This is a genomic window from Kitasatospora sp. NPDC030952 (assembly GCF_055571335.1).
On sequence record NZ_JBVIFM010000006.1, the window covers coordinates 174,997 to 196,202 of the forward strand.

General features: G+C 75.4%; 13 protein-coding genes. 4 read left to right on the forward strand and 9 right to left on the reverse strand.

Going from position 1 to position 21,206, the window contains the following annotated elements; genetic code table 11:
- Window positions 1-13: 13 nt before the first annotated feature.
- The 7 genes from ACZ47G_RS14400 to ACZ47G_RS14430 form a co-directional block, all read right to left on the reverse strand.
- Window positions 14-2,080 (reverse strand): hypothetical protein, encoded by a 2,067-nt coding sequence (locus ACZ47G_RS14400; RefSeq protein ID WP_465742369.1) that lies wholly within the window; start codon window positions 2,078-2,080, stop codon window positions 14-16.
- A complete protein-coding gene (locus ACZ47G_RS14405; RefSeq protein WP_465742371.1) occupies window positions 2,077-5,967 on the reverse strand; it encodes a DUF5682 family protein in 3,891 nt (1,296 codons plus the stop codon). Before ACZ47G_RS14405 ends, ACZ47G_RS14400 begins: the two co-directional genes overlap by 4 nt.
- 2 nt (window positions 5,968-5,969) lie before the next feature.
- A complete protein-coding gene (locus ACZ47G_RS14410; protein WP_465742373.1) occupies window positions 5,970-7,127 on the reverse strand; it encodes an ATP-binding protein in 1,158 nt (385 codons plus the stop codon).
- Window positions 7,124-12,349, reverse strand: a complete 5,226-nt coding sequence (locus ACZ47G_RS14415; RefSeq protein ID WP_465742375.1) for a hypothetical protein — start codon at window positions 12,347-12,349, stop codon at window positions 7,124-7,126. The genes ACZ47G_RS14410 and ACZ47G_RS14415 overlap by 4 nt, the downstream gene beginning before the upstream one ends.
- On the reverse strand, window positions 12,346-13,206 hold the full coding sequence (locus ACZ47G_RS14420) for a DUF4132 domain-containing protein (RefSeq protein WP_465742377.1): 861 nt from the start codon (window positions 13,204-13,206) through the stop codon (window positions 12,346-12,348). The genes ACZ47G_RS14415 and ACZ47G_RS14420 overlap by 4 nt, the downstream gene beginning before the upstream one ends.
- Before the next feature lie 279 nt (window positions 13,207-13,485).
- Window positions 13,486-14,268 carry an ABC transporter ATP-binding protein gene (locus ACZ47G_RS14425; protein ID WP_465742379.1) on the reverse strand — a complete coding sequence of 261 codons (783 nt, stop codon included), beginning with the start codon at window positions 14,266-14,268 and terminating at the stop codon, window positions 13,486-13,488.
- A gap of 29 nt (window positions 14,269-14,297) precedes the next feature.
- Window positions 14,298-15,326, reverse strand: a complete 1,029-nt coding sequence (locus ACZ47G_RS14430) for an ABC transporter substrate-binding protein (RefSeq protein ID WP_465742381.1) — start codon at window positions 15,324-15,326, stop codon at window positions 14,298-14,300.
- 116 nt (window positions 15,327-15,442) lie between these two features.
- On the opposite strand from ACZ47G_RS14430, the gene fhuB reads away from it, so the two are divergent.
- The 4 genes from fhuB to ACZ47G_RS14450 all read left to right on the forward strand — a co-directional run bounded on the left by fhuB (window position 15,443) and on the right by ACZ47G_RS14450 (window position 19,822).
- Window positions 15,443-17,602, forward strand: a complete 2,160-nt coding sequence (fhuB, locus tag ACZ47G_RS14435; RefSeq protein WP_465742383.1) for a Fe(3+)-hydroxamate ABC transporter permease FhuB — start codon at window positions 15,443-15,445, stop codon at window positions 17,600-17,602.
- Window positions 17,603-17,619: 17 nt separating this feature from the next.
- Window positions 17,620-18,738 carry an enterochelin esterase gene (gene fes / locus ACZ47G_RS14440; protein WP_465742385.1) on the forward strand — a complete coding sequence of 373 codons (1,119 nt, stop codon included), beginning with the start codon at window positions 17,620-17,622 and terminating at the stop codon, window positions 18,736-18,738.
- A 74-nt stretch (window positions 18,739-18,812) separates the two neighbouring features.
- A complete protein-coding gene (locus tag ACZ47G_RS14445) occupies window positions 18,813-19,628 on the forward strand; it encodes a helix-turn-helix domain-containing protein (RefSeq protein WP_465742387.1) in 816 nt (271 codons plus the stop codon).
- On the forward strand, window positions 19,625-19,822 hold the full coding sequence (locus ACZ47G_RS14450; protein ID WP_465742389.1) for a DUF397 domain-containing protein: 198 nt from the start codon (window positions 19,625-19,627) through the stop codon (window positions 19,820-19,822). Before ACZ47G_RS14445 ends, ACZ47G_RS14450 begins: the two co-directional genes overlap by 4 nt.
- 90 nt (window positions 19,823-19,912) lie before the next feature.
- Here ACZ47G_RS14450 and ACZ47G_RS14455 read toward each other — a convergent pair whose 3' ends face one another.
- Together ACZ47G_RS14455 and ACZ47G_RS14460 are read right to left on the reverse strand one after the other, a co-directional pair.
- Window positions 19,913-20,464: a YceI family protein gene (locus ACZ47G_RS14455; protein ID WP_465742391.1), complete on the reverse strand. Its 552-nt coding sequence runs from the start codon at window positions 20,462-20,464 to the stop codon at window positions 19,913-19,915.
- 121 nt (window positions 20,465-20,585) lie between these two features.
- Window positions 20,586-21,137 (reverse strand): Uma2 family endonuclease, encoded by a 552-nt coding sequence (locus tag ACZ47G_RS14460; protein WP_465742393.1) that lies wholly within the window; start codon window positions 21,135-21,137, stop codon window positions 20,586-20,588.
- Window positions 21,138-21,206 lie beyond the last annotated feature (69 nt).

Here is a 21,206-nt window from a genome sequence, read left to right on the forward strand (position 1 = left end):
CAAATACTTCGACTTATACCTCGGCCGGCCGCACCTCCTCCTCGGCTGCGGATTCGTCGCCTTCCCAGGCGGCGGCGCACAGCGCGGCCGCCAGCGCCTCGGTGTACTCGGCGGCTGCCAGCCAGGAGGTGGCGAAGGCGTCGTGGTCGTCCGGGACGATCCGGCCGAACACGTCACGCCGCTGGTCCGCCGCGGCCGCCCGGAGCGCGTCCAGCAGCTCGGCGGCGGTGGCCAGCCCGGCGGCGCGCAGCAGGGTACGGTCCGCCGCCGCTGACGCCGTCGCCGCCGTCGCCGCGCTCGGGCCGAGGGCGGACCGGCCGGTGGTGACCGTCTGCTCCACCCGGCGGCCGAGCACGTGCACCGGCGGGCCGACCGGCGGCACGGAGGGGAGCTCCGTCCAGGGCTCGGTCGGCGGCTCGGTCCGGGGATCGGTCGAAGGCTGTGCGGGGAGGTCGACGGGCTGGAGGTCGGCGGTCTGCAGCCGCTCCAGGCCCAGGTTGACCCGGCCCGCCCGGTCGGCGGCCAGGGCGAGACGGACCGGGCCGAGCCGCCCAGGGTCAGCCTCCGGCGGCGTACCGATCGCCAGCGCGCGCAGCTCCGGACGGTCGGCGCGCTCCAACCGGCCGATCAGCCGCAGCCGCAGGCCGGGGGCGGTGGCCAGCAGGGCCAGATTGGCCCGGAAGGCCAGATCGGGGTGCTCGTGCCCCGGCCGCAGCACCACCACCGGTTCGCTCCCGACCACCCGGGCGAGCAACTGGAGCGCTCCGCCCGGACCGGTCGGGGCCGCGCCCAGCAGGGTGACGTCCAGGAACAGCAGGTCACTCCCGGCCGGCCGGCTCTCGTACGGCAGCTCCTGCGCCGCCAGGGCCCGCACCACCTGGGCGGCCGGCGGCTCGGCCCAGAGCCCGGCCACCGGCTCGGCCGTCCAGTCCGCACCCGCCGCGCGGACCGCCCGGACGGACGCACCGGCGCCCAGTCGGCCGGCGGCCGACCTGGTCGCGCCCTGGACCGCCAGCCCGGCCCGGCTGAACTCCCGGTGACTGAGCGCGGCGTCGCCCAGCCGCACCGTCCGGCCGCCCGCCCCGACGGCCAGCGGGGCGGCCGTCGCGGCGTCGCCGTGCGGCGTCACCTCGGCGAGCGTGCTGAGCCGACCGCCCGCGTCCACCGCCCAGCTGACCGCGCCCGCGTGGGTCGCGGTCAGCACCGGCTCGGCGAACAGCCCGTACAGCCGCAGGCCGCCCTCCTCGGCGTAGGCCTGGCGGGCGGTGCCGCGCAGGGCCGCGAGCGGGGTGGGCGCGGGGGCAGAGGCGTGGGCGGGGACGGAGGCGGTCAGGGCGGAGGCGGGGGCGGTCAGGGCGGTGGTGAGACCGAGCAGCTCGCGCAGCCCGGCCACCAGGTCCGCCAGCCGGTGGTCGGGCGCGCCGGAGCGCGCCGCCCGGACCCTGGTCACCACCGCGACCGCCGCCGCGGCCGGGCGGTACAGCCCCGCCACCCGCGCCCGGTGGCCGGCCCGCAGCAACTCGGCCTGCGCGACCGCGCCCGCCCCGCTCACCCCGGCGGCCAGCAGCGCGCAGGCGGCCTGGTGGAGGTGCCGGGCGGCGGCGAGTTCGGACGGGGTGAGGGCTGCGAGGGCTGCGGGAGCTCCCGGGGTTTCCGGGGTTTCCGGGGCTCCGGCGGGCTCGACCGGGTCGGCCGGGTCCGTGGTCTCCACGTTCCCGGTGGGCCGCTGAGCGTCCTCGGCAACCTCGGCAACCTCGGCGACCTCGGCCTCCTCGGCCAGCGGGCAGAGGGTGACGGCGGCGGCGCGGTGCACGCAGGCCGGGGCCAGCAGGCAGCCGCAGCGCACGTCGGCCGGGTCGGTGACCACCCCGCCCGGGGCGTGCAGGACGAGCACGGTCTCCTCGTCCACCGGCACCCGCCACTCGTCGCCGTCCCGACCGAGCGGCTGCCGCGCGAGCTTCGCCGCCGCACCGTCCAGCCGCTTCTGCAGCCGGGCGCTCAGCCCGGACACCACCTCGGCGACCACCTCCGGCCGGACGCCCGGCCAGCCGCCGCCCTGCGTCGTCTCCGTCACGCTCATCGCACCTTCTCCCCCACCCAGCGGGCCAGTTCCAACGGACTCAGTGCCGCCACCGGCATCCCGGCCGCGACCAACTGGCCCGCGACCGACTTCGAGTACCGGGCCGTCCCGGTGTCGTCCAGGGCAGCGCAGCCGAGCAGGTGGACGCCGGAGTCCACCAGCGCCCGGGTCTGGGCGATCAGCCCGTTGACCGGACCGCCCTCCTCGAAGTCGCTGATCACCGCGATCAGCGTCCGCGACGGCACCGTCACCAGCTCCCGCGCGTAACGCAGCCCGGTCTCGATGCTGGTGCCGCCGCCGACCCGCACCTCCAGCAGCAGGCTCAGCGGATCCGCCACCCGCTCCGTCAGGTCGAGGACCTCGGTGGAGAAGGCGACGAAGTGGGTGCTCAGCGAGGGCACCCCCGCCAGGATCGACGCGGTGAGCGCCGCCCAGACCGTGGAGGCCTCCATCGACCCGGAGACGTCCACGACCAGGATCAGCCGCCAGTCGTTGGCCTGCCGCGCCCTCGTCCGGAACACCGGCCGCTCCGGCACGATGACCGTCCCACCGCCGTCCGGATCCGGGCGGGCGGTGGCCAGGTTCGCCCGGATCGTGCGGTGGAGGTCCAGCCCGCCGCCCGGGCGCCGGGACGGACGCGGCACGCTGATCCCGGTCAGCGCCGGACGCAGCCTGGTCGCCAGCTCACGGCTCAACTCCTCGACCAGCCGCCGCACCAGCGGGCGCAGCCGGGCCACCCGGGCCTCGGGCAGGCCGCCCGCGTGGTCCAGCACCGCCCGCAACAGCTCCACCGACGGGCGGACGGCGGACGGGTCGATCGCGTCCAGGACGTCCGTACGGCCGTGGGCGACGGCCGTCGCCAGCACCTCCTCCCGCACGCCCGGACCGAACAGCGCCTCCAACTCCTCGGCCCACTCGCGCACCCCGGGGAAGGACGGCCCGCGGCCGCCCCTCGTACCGCCCCGGTCGTCCAGGCCCGGACCGGAGCCCTCGCCGTGCCCGCTGCCGTACAACTCGTCCAGCGCGGTGGCGAGTCGGGCGCTGCGGCCGGTGAGGCCGCCCGTGCCGGGGCGGCCGAGGAGCAGGCGCCAGCGCTCGGCCGGGGTGAGGGCCTGCCCCGGGCACGGCGGCTGCCCGGGCCTCGGCTGTGCCTCGGGCTGTGCCTCGGGCTCGGGCTCGGGCTGTGGCTCGGGCTCGGGCTCGGGCTGTGGCTGCGGCTCTCGTTCTGGTTCCGGTTCGCCGTGCCCGGTGGTGGGCGGTAGCAGGCCGCGGCCGACCAGCAGTCGGCGGGCCGCCAGGTCCGCGCGGACCCAACGGGCCACCAGGGCGGGGGCGGTCTGCTCCGGCAGCTCGGCGAGCCGCGTGCCGAGGCGCTCCTCGACCAGGGACAGCAGCCGGTCGCGGGCGGCCGGGCTGAGCGTGTCGAATCCGCCGCGCAGCGCGGGCAGTCGGTCCAGGAACGCGGCGTCCGGCAGCGACCCGACCCGCTCCAGCAGCGGTTCGAGCGCCTCGGGCGCGCTGTCGAACAGCCCCTCCGCGGCGGTCAACAGCCCGACCAGCGCCCGCCCGAGCGCCTGCCGCGCCCGCACGTCCGTCGCCCCGTCCACCCAGGACGCGGCCCGCCCGCCGAACACCCCGGCCGACTCCAGCCCGAGCAGCACCCGCACCGCCCCGGCCGCCCCGCGCACCAACGGGCTTCCCCGCTCGGCGAGTTCACTCAGCACATGGCCGAGCCGCACCCCGCCCAGCCGGTCCGCCCGCCGCGCCAGCTCCACCAACGCCCGCGCATCCGCCGGATCGTCCGACCCGCCCAATCCCTCCACCTGCCGCACCGCCACGGCGGTCAGCAGTTCCGTCACCGCGTCGAACGGGGCCACCGGGCTCAACGGCCCGAACGCGGCGCCGCCTCGGGCACCGGCGGTCGACCGGCGGGCCGCGGCCTCGACGGACGGCAGCTCCCGGTCGGGAGCACCGGCCTCGCCCGAGCCGGCCAACAGCACCGGGCGGGACGGCAGGGAGGGATCGGCCGAGGCCCCCGGGGTGAGCCCGGGCAGCCCGCCGGAGGACTCGGCGTCAACCGGGAGGCCCGCCACAGCCGCACCGGCGGGCAGGACCCCGGCGTCACCGGGACCGCCCGCCAAGGCCTCGGTGAGGCCGGGGAAGTGGCCGGCGGTGAGGCGGTCGAGGAGGGTGAGGGCGGCGAGGAGGTCGGGGAGCGTGGCGGTGGTGGGGAGGGTGGTGGTGAGTTGGGTGAGACGGCTGGTGGTGAGGATGGGGAGGGCGCAGGAGGCGGCGGCGGTGAGGCCGTCGATGATCTCGCGGGGGGTGGGGTCGTCGGTGAGGCGGCTGCGGAGGGTGCCCTCGGCGGCTTGCGCGGGGGTGACACCGCGGGTGCCGGCGACGGTGAGGAGGGCGGCGACGGTGGGCGTCCAGTGCAGGTGCCAGCGGGTGCCGAGGGTTTCGGTGCCGCCCGGGCCGGTGCTCGGGACGGGCTCGGCGTAGGGGACGCCGCCGGCGGTGAGGCGGTGCAGGAGGATCTCGCGGCGGCGGTCGAGGGTGCTGCGCAGCGGGTCGAGGCGCAGTTCGCGCGGGCCGGGGTCGGTGGGGCCGGGGAGGCCGAGTTCGGCGAGGAGGGCCTCGACGGCGGGGGCCAGTCCGCTGCGCGGGGCGGCGGGGGTGGGCTGCCCGGTGCGGGTGCCGACCAGGACCTGTTCGAGGGCGCGGGCGACGGCCCGGCCGCGGCCGAGGGGTTCGCCCTGGGCCAGGACGGTCTGGACGGCTTCGACCAGTTCGCCGCGGCCGGGGGCGGCGTGGCCGCGCAGCCGGGCGAGGTCGCCGGCGAGACGGACGATCTCGCGGGCGTCGGCGGGGCCGGAGGGGTGGTCCTGGGCGCGCAGGGCGGCGCAGATCCGGACGGCGGTGGTGGTGAGCGCCTCGGCGAGGCGGTCCGGGTCGCCCCCGGCGTCGAGGACGGTGTGCTGCCACTCCGGATCGCGGATGCCCGCCGGGTAGCCGGAGCGGGCGTCGAGGAGCGGGTAGGTGTACGGGATCAGGGAGAGCACATGGCCGGGGTCGTCCGGGCCGGGCGGCTGGTCGGGGGCGGTGGGCCCGTCGAGCAGGGCGGGGGCGTGGAAGGAGCCGACGACGACGGCGATCCGGCGTCCGTCCGCGGCGGCGGCGCGGATGCGGGTGCGCATCCAGGCTTCCCGGCGCAGGTCGTACGGGTCGACGCCGGGGCCGGTCGCGGCGTCGTGGCGCAGGGCCCAGCCGACCGAGAGGGCGGCGCGCCGGACGGCTTCGGGGGTGGAGCCGGGGGCGGCGGTCTCGACCAGGCGGTCCCAGAGGTCCTCGTCGGAGTCGCGGCCGGTGAGGCGGTGGCGCAGCGCGTCGGCGACGCCGGGGGTGGCGGGGCCGTCGGCGGGGCGGTGGCCGCGGGTGCCGTCGGCGCCGGTGCGGTGGGCGAGCGGGAGGTCGCAGGCGATGGCCTCGACGCCGTTGCGCCGGGCCCAGCGCAGGGCGACGAGCTCCGGGGAGAAGTCGGCGAAGGGGTAGAAGGCGAGTGCGCCGGAGTCGTCGGCCGGGACCGATGGGCCGGACGGGGCGGCGGCGAGGGCGACCGGGGCCCGGGTGGCCCGGTCGGCGAGCCGGTCGAGCCAGGGCTGGAACTCGGCGGGCAGTTCGACCAGGACGGCCTCGGGCCGGGCGGCGTCGAGCAGCGCGGGGAGGACCGCACTGAGGGAGGGCGCGTGGTGGCGCACGCCGATCAGGTAGGGCCCGGGACGGTCGGCGCCGGAGCCGGCCAGCCGGTCCGCCTCGGCGCGGACGTCGGGGACGGGTCCGACCCCGGTGGGACCGCCCGGGAGGGGCTTCACCGCGCTGCTCGTCATCGTCAGGCCTCCAGCGCCGAGCGGAGGTCCCACAGGGTGCGCCAGGTGGCGGCGCCCTGTTCGGCGCGGCGGCGGACCGGCCCGTCCCAGTAGCCGAGCAGCCGGGCCGCGTCCGCCGGGTCGTCCTTGCGGACGACGCCGAGGAGTTGGCCGGGGAGGCGGCCGAGGAGGTCGCCGCCGTCGGGGAGGTAGGCGGCGGAGACGCCGAGGGCGGTGGCGACGGAGACGGCTTCGGCGGTACTCATCACGGTGGACGGGCGCTCGACCTCCCAGCCCTCGGTGGAGCGACCCGTGCGCAGGTCGCGGAAGGCGGTGACCAGCGCCTCCAGGACGGCGTCGTCGACGGCGTAGCCGGCGCCGGCCCGGGCGACCGCGACGGTGGACTGGCGGCGGACCAGCTCGACCTCCGCGGCGAGGCTGCCGATCGGGCCGACCGTCTCGAAGTTGAACCGCCGCTTGAGGGCGGCGGACATCTCGCTGACGCCCTTGTCCCGCAGGTTCGCGGTGGCGATCAGGGTGAAGCCGGCCGCGGCGTGCAGCTGGCCGTCCGGGGTGCCGGCCAACTCGGGTACGGCGATGCGCCGTTCGGAGAGCAGGGAGACCAGGGCGTCCTGCACCTCGGGCAGGCAGCGGGTGACCTCCTCGACCCGGGCGACGGCCCCGGTGGTCATCGCGGTGAGCACCGGGGAGGGGACGAGGGCCTCGCGGCTGGGGCCCTTGGCGAGCAGCAGGGCGTAGTTCCAGCCGTACTTGAGCTGGTCCTCGGTGGTGCCGGCGGTGCCCTGGACGGTGAGCGCGCTGGTGCCGCAGACGGCGGCGGCGAGCAGTTCGGAGAGCATCGACTTGGCGGTGCCGGGTTCGCCGACCAGCAGCAGGCCGCGCTCCCCGGCGAGGGTGACGACGCAGCGTTCGACCAGGGCGCGTTCGCCGACGAACTTGGGCTCGATGGCCAGGCTGCGGCGCCCGGCCTTGAGCTTCTCGCCGCCGCTGCCCATGACGAAGGTGACGACGGCGCGCGGGGTGAGGAGCCAGCCGGGCGGGCGCGGGCCGCTGTCGTGGGCGGCGAGGAACTCCAGTTCGGCGGCGTGCTTCTCCTCGGGCGGGACGATCTGCCGCACCGGGTTGTCGGGGGCGGTGGTGGTGGCGGCGGTGGTGCTCATCGGCGGGCCTTCCTGCGCTTGCTGGTCTGGAGCTCTTCGTAGCCGGGGGCGTCGCCGTCGAGGGTGCGCTGCCAGGCGCGGGCGAACAGTTCGGGGACGGGCAGGTGCGGCAGCACCGGCCGGTGGGTGGACAGTTGGTAGAGGGCTGCCTTCCAGGTCTCCACCGGGAGGGCGGGGGCCTTGGCCTCCTGCCAGCCACCGGGCAGGAACAGGCTGCGGCCGGCCCGGGCCCGCTTGGCCTCCAGCACCGGCGCACCGGCGGCGAGTTCGGCGCGGGCGCGCTTGAGCCGGGCGGGCTTCCAGCCCGTCCAGCGGGCGGCGTTGCGGTCGGTCGGGTCGGGCAGGGCGAGGAGTTGGAGGTAGAGCGCCGCCGCGTCCTCCCCCAGGCCGAGGGTGCGGGCCGCTTCGGCGACCAGCTCGGGGGCGCTGAGCTGCGGGTTCTGCAGCCAAGCCGGGCCGTCGCCGCTGACCGGGCCGTCACCGGTGGCCGGACCGTCACCGGTGGCCGGGCCGGTGGCGGTGGCGGCGGAGGCGGAGGCGGAAGCAGCGGAGGTGGGGGCGAACAGCCGCTCCGGTTCGCCGCTGAGCACGGACCGTACGGCGGTCAGCTCGCCGACGAACCAGTAGCCGTCGGCGAGTCCGAGGAGCAGCTCCAGCAGCGGATCGTCGGGGCCGCCGAGGCCGGCCGGGCGCAGCCAGACCTGTTCGAACTCGGCGTGGTAGGGGCTGAGGACGAGCGCCGGGCCGCAGCGGACCAGGCCGTCCGGGTCGGCGCCGCCCTCGGCGGGCAGACCGCAGTGGCCGCGCAGCACGGCGGACACCGAGGCGCCCTTGGCGGTGCGGACCAGGCCGAAGTTGATCAGCAGCTCCGGGTCGGCGAGCCGGTCGCGCAGCGCGCCGGCCGTCCCGGGCAGCAGCGGGCGCAGCGGGCTGTCGGCGGGCAGGTGGTAGGCGAGCCAGCGCAGGGCGTCGAGCGTGCCGGCGAGGGTGCCGGCGGCGGGGACGGCGCTCGCGTCCTCGGGCTCCAGCTGGGGGGTGCCCCGGCCCTCGGTGACCAGCCGGTAGGTGGTGGTGCGGGTGAGCCACGGCGTCCGGCCGGGGTTGAGCACCTCCTCGATCCGGTCGATGGGCACGCCCTGGACGCCGGGCAGCATGGACTCGGGGAGGGTGACCAGCCGACCGAAGTGCCGGATCCAGGCGGCGGCCCCGGCGGCGGTGTCGGGACCCTCCGTCCACAGCCGCTTCGGGTCGTCGGCGGGCAGCAGGGCGCCCCAGACGTCGGCGATCGCGTCGTGGTCGTGCCCGCGCAGCCAGGCCTGGGCGGCCTTCACCTCGGCGGCCTTGAGGCCGTGTTCGGCGGGCACCTGGACGGTGCCCCACTGCAGCAGGCCGGAGGGCGGGCAGAGCAGCAGGGTGGCGCGGGCGGTGCCGATGCCGGTGAGTTCGGCGAAGGCGGCGGCGTGCGCGGGCTGCCAGGGGACGCTGCCGCGCAGCGCGGCGACCCGCCCGAACGTCGCCGTCCAGGCGGAGTCGACCCGCTCCTCGGTGCCGCGTTCCTCGATGGTGGTGAAGTGGGCGACGGGGCCGAACTCGCCGCTCGGGTCGTGGTCGACGGCGAGCCAGTGCGCCGTCCCGTCGGGGTGCTGGTGGCGGTAGTCGAGGATCACCACGGTGCGGTCGCCGTGCCGCAGCACCTCGCCCCGGCGGAAGGCCTCCGGCCGCTGGCCCTTGGCGCGCTCGTCGGTCTCGCCGAGGACGACCTGGCGCAGGGTGGCGCCGCGGTCGGCGAGCGGGCCCTTGGTGAGCTCGCCGAGCAGCAGCGCCAGCGTGGCGCGGTGCTCCGCGGAGGTGAGCGGGTTGGCGATGGCGTGGGCGAGGACGTCCACCCGGCCGAGCAGGTGCCGCCAGCCCTGGTGGGCGTCGCCGCCCGCCAGGCGGACGGTGGTGGCCGCGGAGCTCCAGCCCGCGCCGTCCGCGGCGGGAGGGGCCGCGAGCACGGCGCTGACGGCGCGCAGGTTGTTGAGGACCCGGTACTGCTCGGCGTTGCCCCAGCTGTTGCCGAGGCCGGGCGTCCCGGGCAGGACGGCGCTGACGGCGGCGCGCAGTTCGTGGTCGCGGCCGTGCTGGGGCCGCCACTCGGCGGCCTCGGCCTTGCCGGGGCGTTCGGCCTCGGGCTGCGGGACGAACCGGGCGACCCGGTCGAGCAGGTCGGCGGCGGCGCGGGCGAGCCCGGCGACGCCGGCCAGCAGCAGCGGGTGGGTGATCCCGGGCAAGGCGGTGCCGACGGCCTCGACCGGCAGGCGGTTGCGGGCTTCGCCGCGCTGGGCGAGCGGGCGGCGCACGCCCTGGACGGTCAGCCAGCGCTGCTCGTCCGCCGGGACGGGTTCGGCGTCGACGGGCCAGGCGAGGTCGATCAGCCGGGCGGCCTGCTCGGTGGTCAGGGCGCGCAGCACCCGGGAGCCGGCCTCGTCGCGGGGTCGCAGGGCGTGCCAGTGGTCGTACGGCGGGATCACCGCGGTGCCGGCGGCGGAGAGTTCGCCGGAGCGGCAGGAGCGCAGGTCGACGGTGCGGTCCGAGCGGTCGGCGAGGTCGGGCAGGTTGAGGGCGAGGAACTCCTCGCCGGAGCGGCTGACCACCGGGCCGGTCGCGCCGGGCAGGGCGAGCCGGCCGACCGGGAGGGTGTCGGGCTCGGTGCGGCCGTCCAGCGGCAGGACGATGCGCCGGCCGTCGGCCGTGAAGGTGGTGACGGCGCGTCCGGGCTCGCTGCGGACCCAGTTGCCGAGCACGGTGCCGTCGGTGCCGAGCGGGGTGTGCTCCAGGCCGGGCTGCAGCGGCAGCAGCCGGGTGCTGCCGACGACCAGCCGGCCGGCCGCGGCGGTGGCGGCGATCACGGGCGGTTCGGCGGCTCGGCCCAGGGTGCCGGTGGCCGGGTCGAGTTCGCGCAGCACGGGGGTGCCGTCCGGGGCGTGCCGCACCGTCCAGTGGCCGGTGCCGTCGCCGAGGACGGGGTGCTCCTCGGGCAGCCGGGTGTCGCCGGGGTGCAGCGGACGGGTGCCGGTGCTGCGGCCGCCGCCGGGCAACGGGAGGGAGGGGGTCTCGGGGTGGCGTTCGCCGTAGTGGTAGCCGGCGATGGTGCGGCCGGTGAGCTCGAAGGTCTGGTCGGGCCGGCTGGACCAGTAGGCCTTCTGCTGGTTGCCCTCGTACCAGACGACGAGGAGTTCGCCGTCGACGAGGCGCAGCCGGGGGCGGTTGCGGACGCCCGGCAGCGGGGGCACCCGCAGGGTGTGCTCCAGCAGGACGCCCTCGGGGCCGACCACGACGGCCCGGTCGAGGCGGGCGAGGATCAGGTACGGCCAGGCGTCCTCGATGATCAGGTCGTTCAGGCCCCGGGGCCGGTGGCCGGGGGCGGTGACCGGGCGGGCGTCGGCGGCGGGCGGGTCGGCGAGCGCGGTGAGTGCCTGCTCCAGGGCGGGCCAGCCGAGTTCGTCCAGGATGCCGGTGCCGAGGGCGCGGGTGAGCAGTCCGGTGACGTCGAGCGCGGCGATCCGTTCGGCGGCGGCCGGGGCGACCGTGCGGATGGCGGTGCGGTGCTGGGTCAGCGAGCGGACCAGGTCGGCGGCGCCGGCCAGGCCGCGGGCGGCGGCGAGTTCGTCGGCGCGCTCCTCGGCCCACTCCGCGAGCAGTTCGTCGACCAGCGGCAGCACGGCGGCGCGGTGCTTGACGGCCGTCTCCCAGGCGGCCGGGGCGGCGCGGCGCAGCAGCGGCCGGAAGCGCGCGTCGGCGGCGACGGCCGCGAGGTCGGTGCTGTCCGGGCCGCTGTGCCCGACCCACTCGCGCAGGTCGAGGCCGAGGCCGGCCGGCGGGTCGGCCACCGGGACGCCCGCGGCGAGCAGGAGGTCCAGCAGGTCGAGGCGAGTGAGACCGGCCCGGATGCCGGTGAAGAGGTCGACCGGGACGGCGTCGGCGCGCAGCCGCTCGGTCATCCGGCCGGCCAGTGCGACGGTGGCCGGGCAGCTGGGCCGGGTGCGCCAGCCGCGGCCGAGGTGGTGGCACCAGCGCTGGAGCCAGGCGGCGGCGGGCTCGGCGCCCTCGGCGCGCGGGCCGGTGAGCAGTTCCTCGGCGCCGGTGGCGGCGAGGACTTCCAGCCAGGCGCGGTCGTCCGGGGTCTCGGAGCCCGCGGTGGCCGGGTCGGGCAGCAGTTCCAGCAGCCGGGTGCGGACCTCGGCGTCGTTCCGGCCGAGGTCGATCAGCGCGCCGTGCCAGGACTTCCAGAACGCGGCGGGCGCCCGGTTGACCGCCGGGGAGGCCAACAGCTCGGCGAGCAGCGCCCGTTCCTGTTCGGCGCGGTCGAGTCCGGCGGCCCGGATCAGCGCGCGGGCGTCCTCGGCGACCCCGGCGTACGGGGCCATGCCGGCCGCGGAGCGCTCGGTGCACAGCTGGCGGAAGCGCTGCCAGGCGGTCTGCGGGTCGAGCCGCCGGGCCAGCTCCTTGACGTACTGGCGCAGGGACTTGACGGTGAGCGCGCCGACCAGGGCGAACTCCAGGAAGACGGCGCGCAGCCGCTCCTCGTCGACCGTCAGGTTGTGGGTGCGCTCGGCCTCGCGGGCCTTGCCGAACCAGGCGGCGGCGTAGGTCTGGTTGCCGTGGGTGAGGAAGATCCGGCCGACCTCCTCGCAGAAGGTGGGCAGGAAGTGCGGGACGGCGCGGCCGAGCCGGGTGGCGAGTTCGTCGAAGCCGTCCTTGGCCGCGCCGGGCTTGGACCGGGCCTGGCGGGCCAGCCGCTCCAACTCCTTGACCAGGGCGAGCGCGTGGTGCCCGTTGGCGGGGTCGTGGACCAGGGCCCAGGCCGGGAAGCCGAGCGCCTCCTGGCGGACCTGGCCGACCTCGGCGGGCTCGCCGTCGGGGGCGAGGCCGAGGAACTCCACGGCGAGGTCCTCGGCCCGGCCGAGCGCGCCGGGGACCAGCCGGACGATCCGGCGGCCGTCGAGGGCGGGGTGGGTGTAGCCGCGGGCGGTCAGCACGTCGGCGGCGCTGTCCGGGCGGCCGGCGCCGGGCAGGGTGCCGGCGGGCAGCACGGCGCCGGCGTCGAGCAGCGCCTCGGGCGCGGCGGCGCCCAGGTTCGCGGCGGCGGCGGTGGTCGGGCTCGCGGCGGCGGCGCCGGGGTTCGCGGCGGCAGCGGCCAGGCCCGCGGCGGCGGCAGTGGTGGTCGGGCTGGTGGTCATGCGGCTTCGTCCTCCCCTTCGATCGTGCGGCCCGCGTACAGGGCGGCGGCCATCCTCATGCCCTCGGACCAGGCGACCGGCCCGACCCCGGTCAGCGGCAGGGCCCGACCGTCGGGGCCGGCCCAGCTGAGCGCGCCCGTCTCGCAGGCGTCGTACTCGTAGTAGTCGCCGACCCACACCCGGGCCTCGACGGTGCGCCCGCCCTCGGTGATCGGCTGCACCGCGGAGCCGCCGCGGACCCGGCAGCCCAGTCGGGTGCAGCGCCCGACCAGCTCGCGCAGTTCGCGGTAGCGGCCGCCGGCGTAGCTGCCGACCTCGGTGCCGGCCGGCGGCTCCTCGGGCCGGTGCCAGACCTCGCGGTAGAGCTGCTGGACGCGCTGGGAGACGCCGAGTTCGACGGCGAACTCGCGCAGGTCGTCGAGGTCCGGGAGGAGCACGGGGTGGGGTATCAGCACCTCGCGGTCGGTGAGGCGCACGGTGTCGCCGTCCAGGTCGACCAGGCCGAGGCCGCGCTCGGCGTCGGCGTCGCGCAGGAAGCCGGCGACGGCACCGTCCGCGCCGGTGACCACGACGTCGCGCAGGACGGCCTGCCAGGCCTCGTCCGGCCAGACGGCGGCGAGCACGGCGGCGGGCACCGGCAGCGAGCGCACCATCCACCGCTCGACGTCCTCCTGACAGCGCCGCTCGTGCGCGGCGAGCCACTCGGCGAGCTGCTTGAGCTGGGTGACCACCGGGTCGTCACCGAGCTTCGACGGAACGGTCTTGAGCTCGCGGCCCGCCGCGTTGCGGCACACCACCCTGCCCGCTCCGTCGAGCGCGACGCGGTACCCTCCCGCGCCCGTTTCCACCCATGCCACAGCCGTACTCCTCCCACCGGGAACGTCGTCCTGGCCACCCTGCCGACCAGCGATGCGAGGAACGTAACGAGGGACACTGACAACGCGACGGGCAGGGGGAGCTCCCAGGTGGGCGGGCGAGTTGAAACCACTCGAACGAGTGATCGATCGGACCTCGGGGGCGCCCGGGCGACGCTCATCAGGTCCGCCCGGAGCGGCGCACATCAGGGCCGCCCATGGCGACGCGAAAGCGGCGCCACCCCCGCACGGGGTGGCGCCGCCGCACCGACAGCGGGCTCGTCAGCCCAGCGGCGCCCGGGGCACGATGACCGGGGCGCCGTCGCCCGGCGCGGCCAGGACGTGGCTGTCGATGTCGTAGAGCGCCCGCACCAGTGGCGCGTCCACCACCTCCCGGGGCGGCCCGCAGGCCACCACCGCGCCGTCCCGCAGGGCGACCAGCAGGTCGGCGTAGCGGGCGGCGGCCGCCAGGTCGTGCAGGACCATCACCACGGTGCGCCCGCCCGCCGCGACCTCCCGGACCAGCTCCAGCACCTCCACCGCGTGGCCGAGGTCGAGCGCGCTGGTCGGCTCGTCCAGCAGCACCACCGGGGCGTCCTGGGCGAGCACCATGGCGAGCCAGCAGCGCTGGCGCTGGCCGCCGGAGAGCTGGTCGAGGCGGCGGTCGGCGAGGGCGTCCACGCCGGTGGCGCGCAGGGCCTCGGCGGTGAGCCGCTCGTCCTCGGGCGACCACTGGCGGAACAGGCCCTGGTGCGGGTGGCGCCCGTAGCGGACCAGCCCGGCCACGGTGACCGCCTCGGGCGCCTGTGGACTCTGCGGGAGCAGCGCGACCCGGTGGGCGGCCCGGCGCGGGCTCAGTCGCCAGATGTCCTCACCGCCGACCAGGATCCGCCCGCCGTCGGGCCGGTGCAGCCGGGCCACCGCCCGCAGCAGGGTGGACTTGCCGCAGCCGTTCGGGCCGACCACCGCCACCACCCGCCCGGCGGGCACGGTGAGGTCGATGCCGCCGAGCACCGGACGGCCGGGCCGGTACCCGGCGGTGACCCCCTGGATCGTCAACTCCATGTAAACACTCCCCCAGTTCGAGCCGGCCGTCAGGATCCGGAGAGCGCCTTGCCGAAGTCGCCGATGACGACGTCGGCCGCCAGCGGGCCGCCTCGGGTGGACCACACCGAACCGTCCACGGTGACGGTGCGGCCGTTCTTCACCGCGTTCAACTGCTGGTAGGCGGGCTTGGACTGGACGTCCTTGAGCGCGGCCTTGCCGTCATCGGTGAGGGTGGACAGGAACAGCCAGTCGCCGTCGATCTCGGAGAGCTTCTCCAGGCTGAGCGCCGGGCTGTGGGCGTTGCCGTCCTTGTCCTGGGCGGCCGGGCGGGCAAGGCCCATGTCGACGGCGACGCCACTGGCGAACTGCTTCTTCTCCATCCAGCTCGGGCCGGTGGGGTTCCAGCGGACGATGGAGACGGCGGCGCCCTTGTTCTTGCCGAGGTCGGTGCCGGCCTTGACGGCCTTGGCCTGGTAGTCGTCGATCACCTTGTTGGCCCGGTCGAGCTTGTTGACGGCGTTCCCGATGCCCCGGAAGGCGAGCTTCCAGTCGTCGGTGGGCGCCATGGTGACCAGGGTGGCGGGGGTGATCTCGCGCAGCTGCTTGAGCACCTGCTCGTCCTGCATGTCGCCGGCCAGGATGAGGTCGGGCTTGGCGGCGATCACCTTGTCCATCACCGGCTGCAGCAGGTTGCCGACCACCGGCACGCCCTGGACCTTCTCCTTGAGGTACGCGGGCGGCTCGTTGAGGCCCTGCCCGTTGGTGATGCCTACCGGCTTGACGCCGAGGGCGAGCACCGCGTCGAGGTCCTCCTGGGTGAGGGTGACGATCCGCTGGGGATCGGCCGGGACCTCCACGGCCCTGCCGGTGGCGTCCTTGACGGTGCGCTTGCCGCCGTTGGCCGCGTCCGCCGCGCTGCCCGGGGCGGCGGACGCGGAGTTCGAGGAGCCCGCCGGACCGGACGAGGACCCGGAGGAGCCGCAGCCGGCCAGCAGGAGGGCGGCCGCCCCGGTGAGGGCCAGCACCCGGGCCGCGTGGCGGCGGGTGGGGCGGAGCGGGCTCTGGGCGTACGGCATGGATGCCTCCGGGGCAGGGTGGTACGGGAGTTGGGCTGCGTCCGGGCAGCCGGGCAGGACGGCGCACGGCGGTGGTGCCCGATGGGACGGCCCGTTAATTAGGTTAGCCTTACCTTATGACATCGCCGCAAGCGGGCGTCCACGAAGCGCCCGCCGCCACCGCGCCCGACGCGCCTCCCCCACCCCCGCCGGCCCGCCGCCACCGCGCCTGGCCGGTCGCCGCCGGGGTGGTCGCGGCGCTGCTCGCGCTCACCGCGCTCTCGCTGTCGGTCGGCGCCGGCGAGGTCGGACCCGCACGGGTGCTGGACTACCTGCTCGACCGCCACGGCGCCCGCGCCGACGGTCGGCTCGCCCTGGTCGTCGGCGAACTGCGACTGCCCCGCACCCTCACCGCCCTGCTGGTCGGCGCCGCCCTCGGCGTGGCCGGCGCCCAACTCCAGTCCGTCACCCGCAATCCACTGGCCGAGACCGGACTGCTCGGCGTCAACGCGGGCGCCTCGCTCGGGGTCGTGCTCGGCATCGCCGTACTCGGCGTGCAGACCTCCTACGGCTACCTCGCCTTCGCCTTCGGCGGCGCCGTCCTCGCCAGCACCCTGGTCCTGCTGATCGCGGGCAGCCGAGGCGGCGGCTCCCCCGTGCGACTGGTGCTCGGCGGCTCCGCCGTCGGCGCAACCTTCGGCGGCATCACCGGCGTGCTCATCATCAACTCGCCTGAGGCGTACGACCGTTACCGGGTCTGGGTGCTCGGCTCGCTGGCCGGTGTGGAAGGCTGGACGACACTGCGCCAGCTCGCCCCCGTCCTCGGCGCGGGCTTCCTGCTCGCCCTGCTCACCACCCGGCCGCTCACCGCCCTCGCCCTCGGCGACGACCTCGCCCGCGGCCTCGGCCACCGCCCCGGCGCCACCCGCGCGGCCGTCGCCGTCGCCGTCACCCTGCTCACCGCCTCCGCCGTCGCCCTGGCCGGGCCGATCTCCTTCCTCGGCCTGCTCGCCGGCTTCCTGGCCCGCGCCCTCACCGGGCCCCGGATCGGCCGACTCACCCTGCTCGCCGGGCTGTTCGGCGCCGCCGTGCTCACCGGCGCGGACGTCCTCGCCCGGGTCGTGGCCCGGCCGTTCGAGGCGCCGGTGTCGGTGATCGTCGCCCTGGTCGGCGCCCCCGCGCTGATCGCCATCGTCCGCTCCCGCCGCTCCGCCGCACTGGCACTCACCGACCCCGCCGCCGACGCCCGGACCGTCCAGCTCTCCCAACCACGGCCGATACAACCGGACTTGGCCCTGCGCCACGGCACCTGGTCGCTGCTCGTCCCGCGCCGGCCACTGCTCGCCGGCGTCGCCCTGGCCGCCGCGCTGCTCGCCGCCGTGGTCGTCTCCGCCCACGCCGGACAGAGCGAACTCGGCCTCGGCCGCACCTTCCAGGCCGTGTTCGGCTACGGCGACCGGCTGGACGTGCTGCTGGTGCAGAAGTTCCGGCTCGGCCGGATCGTCGCCGGACTCGCCGCCGGCGCCGCCCTCGGACTGGCCGGCTGCCTGACCCAGACCCTCGCCCGCAACCGGCTGGCCACCCCCGAACTCCTCGGCGTCAACGACGGCGCCACCGCCGCCGTGCTGATCTCCGCCACCGCCTCCGGCGCCTTCGGCGCCTGGTGGGCCGGACCGCTCGGCGCACTGGCCGCCGTCCTGGTGGTCACCCTGGTCTCCGGCGGGCTCGGCACGCGCGGCTACCGGGTACTGGTGGTCGGGCTCGCCATGTCGGCCCTGGCCTCGGCGGTGATCCAGGTCGCGCTGGCCCGGCGCTCGCTCAACTCGGCCGGCTCGCTGTACGTCTGGACCTCCGGCAGCCTCAACGGACGTGACTACGCCATCGCCGCGCCCGTCCTGATCGGGCTCGCGGTCCTGGTGCCGCTCGCCCTGGTGGTGGCCCGCCGACTGGCGGTGCTGCGCTTCGACGACAGCGTGGCCGCCTCGCTCGGCGTCGACCCCGGCCGGGTCCGGCTGCTCTGCCTGCTGCTGGCCGTCGCGCTCGCCGGGCTCGCCGTCGGCGTCTGCGGGCCGGTCGGCTTCGTGGCGCTCGCCGCACCCGTGATCGCCGCCCGACTGGCCGGGCCCACCCGCGTCCCGGTGCTCGGCTCGGCCCTGACCGGCGCGCTGCTCGTCGTGCTCGCGGACACCCTGGGACGGGTGCAGATCGGCGGGGTGGAGATCCCGGTCGGCATCGTCACCACCGTGCTCGGCGGGCCCTTCCTGCTCTGGGTGCTGCTCGCCCGCCGTACGAACTGACCGAGGAACGAAGGAAGTTGAACACCTACCCACTGATCGACCAGGACCCCGCCGACCCCGCCTACCGGCTGGTCACCTTCGTGCACGAGGGGGACGACTGCGACGGCGTACTCGCCCTGCTGCACACCGTCACCGACAAGGACCGGCATGCCGGGGACCTCACCCCCCACCTCATGGAACGCCGCAACGGCCGCTGGGAACTCACCTACCGGCTGCGCGCCGACCACCGCGCCTCCTACCAGCTGCACCCCTTCCACGGCCCGCCCCCCGGCACCACCCGGGCCGACTGGCTGCACGTCCTCGACCACGCCCGCCCCGACCCGCACGACACCGAACCCCGCCTGCCCGCCCGCGACGGCCGCCACCCCTCCTCGGTGCTCAGCCTGCCGCAGGCCCCCGCCCAGCCGTACGTCCGGCGGCGGGAGGGCGTGCCGCGCGGGCGGACCGCCCGGCACACTGTCGCCGGGCGGACGATCGACGTCCACCTCCCGGCCGGGCACGACCCCGGCCATGGCCCGTACCCGGTGGCGATGCTGCTGGACGGCGAGATGTGGGGCGAGGTGCTGTCCGTCGGCGACACCCTCGACAACCTGACGGCGGACGGTGCGATCCCGTCCACGGTCGCCCTGCTCGTCCACACCATGGGGCCGGACCGACCCGCGGACCTCAGCTGCAACCCGGCCTTCGTCGACCTCCTCGCCGACCGCCTCCTCCCTTGGGCCGCAGCGGAGTTCGGCGCCACCGACGACGCGCACCGGACCGTCATCGCCGGTCAGAGCGCGGGCGGCCTCACCGCCGCCTACGCCGCCTTCCGACGCCCCGACCGGTTCGGCAACGCGCTCTCCCAGTCCGGCTCGTTCTGGTGGCCGGACGAGACCGAGTTCGACGCGGGGAGCGAGTGGCTCACCCGCCGCTTCGCGGTCGAACCCCTGCGGGAGGCCCGGTTCTGGATCGAGGTCGGCCTCCAGGAGTGGATGCTGCTCAGCCAGAACCGGCACCTGCGCGACGTGCTCACGGCACGGGGATACGACCTCCACTACCAGGAGTTCAACGGCGGCCACGACTACGCCTGCTGGTGCGGCGGCCTGGCCGACGGGCTGGCTCACCTGCTGGGGTCACCCGCAAGAAGGGTTTAGGTCAATTCGCATACATCCGAGGCCCATCCGGACGTAGCGTCGGAACCCACACTGAGTGACCTGGGGGGTCAGCGATGAACGCGTCCTCGTCCGCCACGCCGCCGCCGATGTCGTGGCAGTACTGCGGCGACCAGCTCAAGCTGTGGCGCGCTCGCGCCGGAGTCAGCCGCGAGGACCTGGCCACCCAGGCCGGGTACAGCTACGAGAGCCTGCGGTCGATGGAGGCGGGGAGGCGCAAGCCGTCGCTGCACCTGCTGCAGGTGGCGGACGAGATGTGCGACGCGAAAGGCATCCTTGTCGCGGGGGCAGAGTTCCTGAAACCGGAGAAGTACCCCTCGTCCGCCGAAGACTACATGAAGTACGAAGCCGAGGCCGTAGCACTCAACTGGTACGAGAACCACTTCTTCCCAGGTCTGTTGCAGACCGAGGAGACCGTAAGAGCACTCCTCAACTCCCACTGGCCGCCGCTCGACGACGAAACGGTCGAAACCCGTGTCGCCGCAAGGTTGGAACGCCGGGAAATGCTGAAGGTACAAACCAGGGCCTTCAACTTTCTCATCGAGGAAGGCGTCCTTCGCCGACCCCTGACAACTGTCGAAGCCCACCACCGACAGCTGCATCACGTCCTGACCGTCGGCGAGGCGCGCCACATCACGATTCAGGTGGTTCCGTCCCGAGGAATTCATCCCGGTCTGAACGGCCAGTTCATCCTTCTCGAGACAGCTGAGCACCAGCGGCTCGCATACGAGGAGGGCCAGGCGTTGGGCATGCTGCACGCAGATCCCGCCAGGGTGAGCATCCTCAGCCACCGCCATGAAATGATCCTCCGGCAGGCACTCGACCCCGAGTCCTCGGCCAAGCTGATCAGCGAGTTGCTGGAGGAGCTATGAACGACGCGCTGGCCTGGTTCAAGTCCAGCCACAGCAACACCGAGGGCGGAGCCTGCGTCGAGGTCGCCCTGACCCCGGACTCCGTCCGCGTGCGGGACTCCAAGGACAGGTCCGGCCCCCAGCTCGCCTTCACCCCCGAGGCCTGGACCGTCTTCGTCCGGCTCGCCCGAGCCGGCTTTCCCCTGAGCCAGTGAACCCGTCGAGCCCTTGAGCCTACAGAGGCACTGCCCGAACGCCTGTGGGCCCCGGCTGCCTCTCCGGCAGCCGGGGCCCACAGGACCGGGCTACTTCTGCTTGATCGCCGAGATGTCGAACTCCAGCACGACCTTGTCACCGACCAGCACGCCACCACCCTCCAGCGGCGAGTTCCAGGTCACGCCGAACTCCTTGCGGCTGATCGTCACCGAACCCTCCAGACCCACCCGCAGGTTGCCGTACGGGTCGACGGCGTTGCCGGTGTACTCGAAGTCGATGGTCACCGGGCGGGTGGTGTCCTTGATGGTGAGGTCGCCGGTCACCCGGTACTCGGTGTCGGACTTCACCTCGACCGCGGTGGAACGGAAGGTGATCTCGGGGAAGTTCGGGGCGTCCAGGAAGTCGTTGGTCCGCAGGTGCTGGTCGCGCTGCTCCACCCCGGTGTCGATGGTCTCCGCCTTGATCACCACCTGGCCGGTCGAGCGCGACGGGTCCGCGCCGTCCAGGTGGGCGGTGCCCTCGAACTCCCTGAACGAACCCCGGACCTTCGTCACCATGGCGTGGCGCGCGATGAAGCCGATCCGGGAGTGCGCGAGGTCGAGGACGTAGTCCCCGGTGAGCTCGGGGAGCGAAACGGTCATGGGGTACCTCCACGTTGGCTTGGGTCCTGGCGTCAGTCTGCAACGTGTCAGCCCAATGCAGTACCCCCCGCCCGCCGCGCGGCACCACCCCGCCAAGTTCCCGCCAACGGGTGAAGCCGCCTCAGTCCCGGTACGGGACCAGCCGCGCCAGGTCCAGCTCGAAGCCGAACGGCTCGGGGATCCGGATCGTCTCGCCGAACTCCCGGTCGGTCCGGGTGTGGTAACGGTCGCGGTTCGGTTCGGAGAACAGGGTGACCGTCTTACGGCGTGGATCGATGATCAGATAAAGGGGGAAGCCCATACGCGGGTAGTCGCGGACCTTGCCCGTCCAGTCGTTGTCCGGATTGGATGGGGACACGACCTCGACCGCGATCAGCGCGACCTCGGCGGGGATGTTGTGCCCCTCCAGGTCAATGACATCCTCAGGCAGGTAAGTGAGGTCGGGATTGCGGACAGCACCGACTTCGGGCGACGAGAGGTCACTGTTGCCGCTCGTGAAATATCCAGCTGGGCAGTGCACGTCGAACTGACGTCGCACCAGGTCAAGGTTCAGCTGATGAATCGACGACGGCGATGCCTGCATGACAATGACATCTCCTGACAGTTCGACCTTGAAGCCGTCCGGGAGGGCCTGTCGGGCCTCTTCGAGAAGACGGTAGTGCTCGGGATTCATGCGATCTCCTCCAGTGCTCCTGCCACCGTACGGTAGTCGGGGCGGGCGGGACGTCGCTCCCGCCCGCCC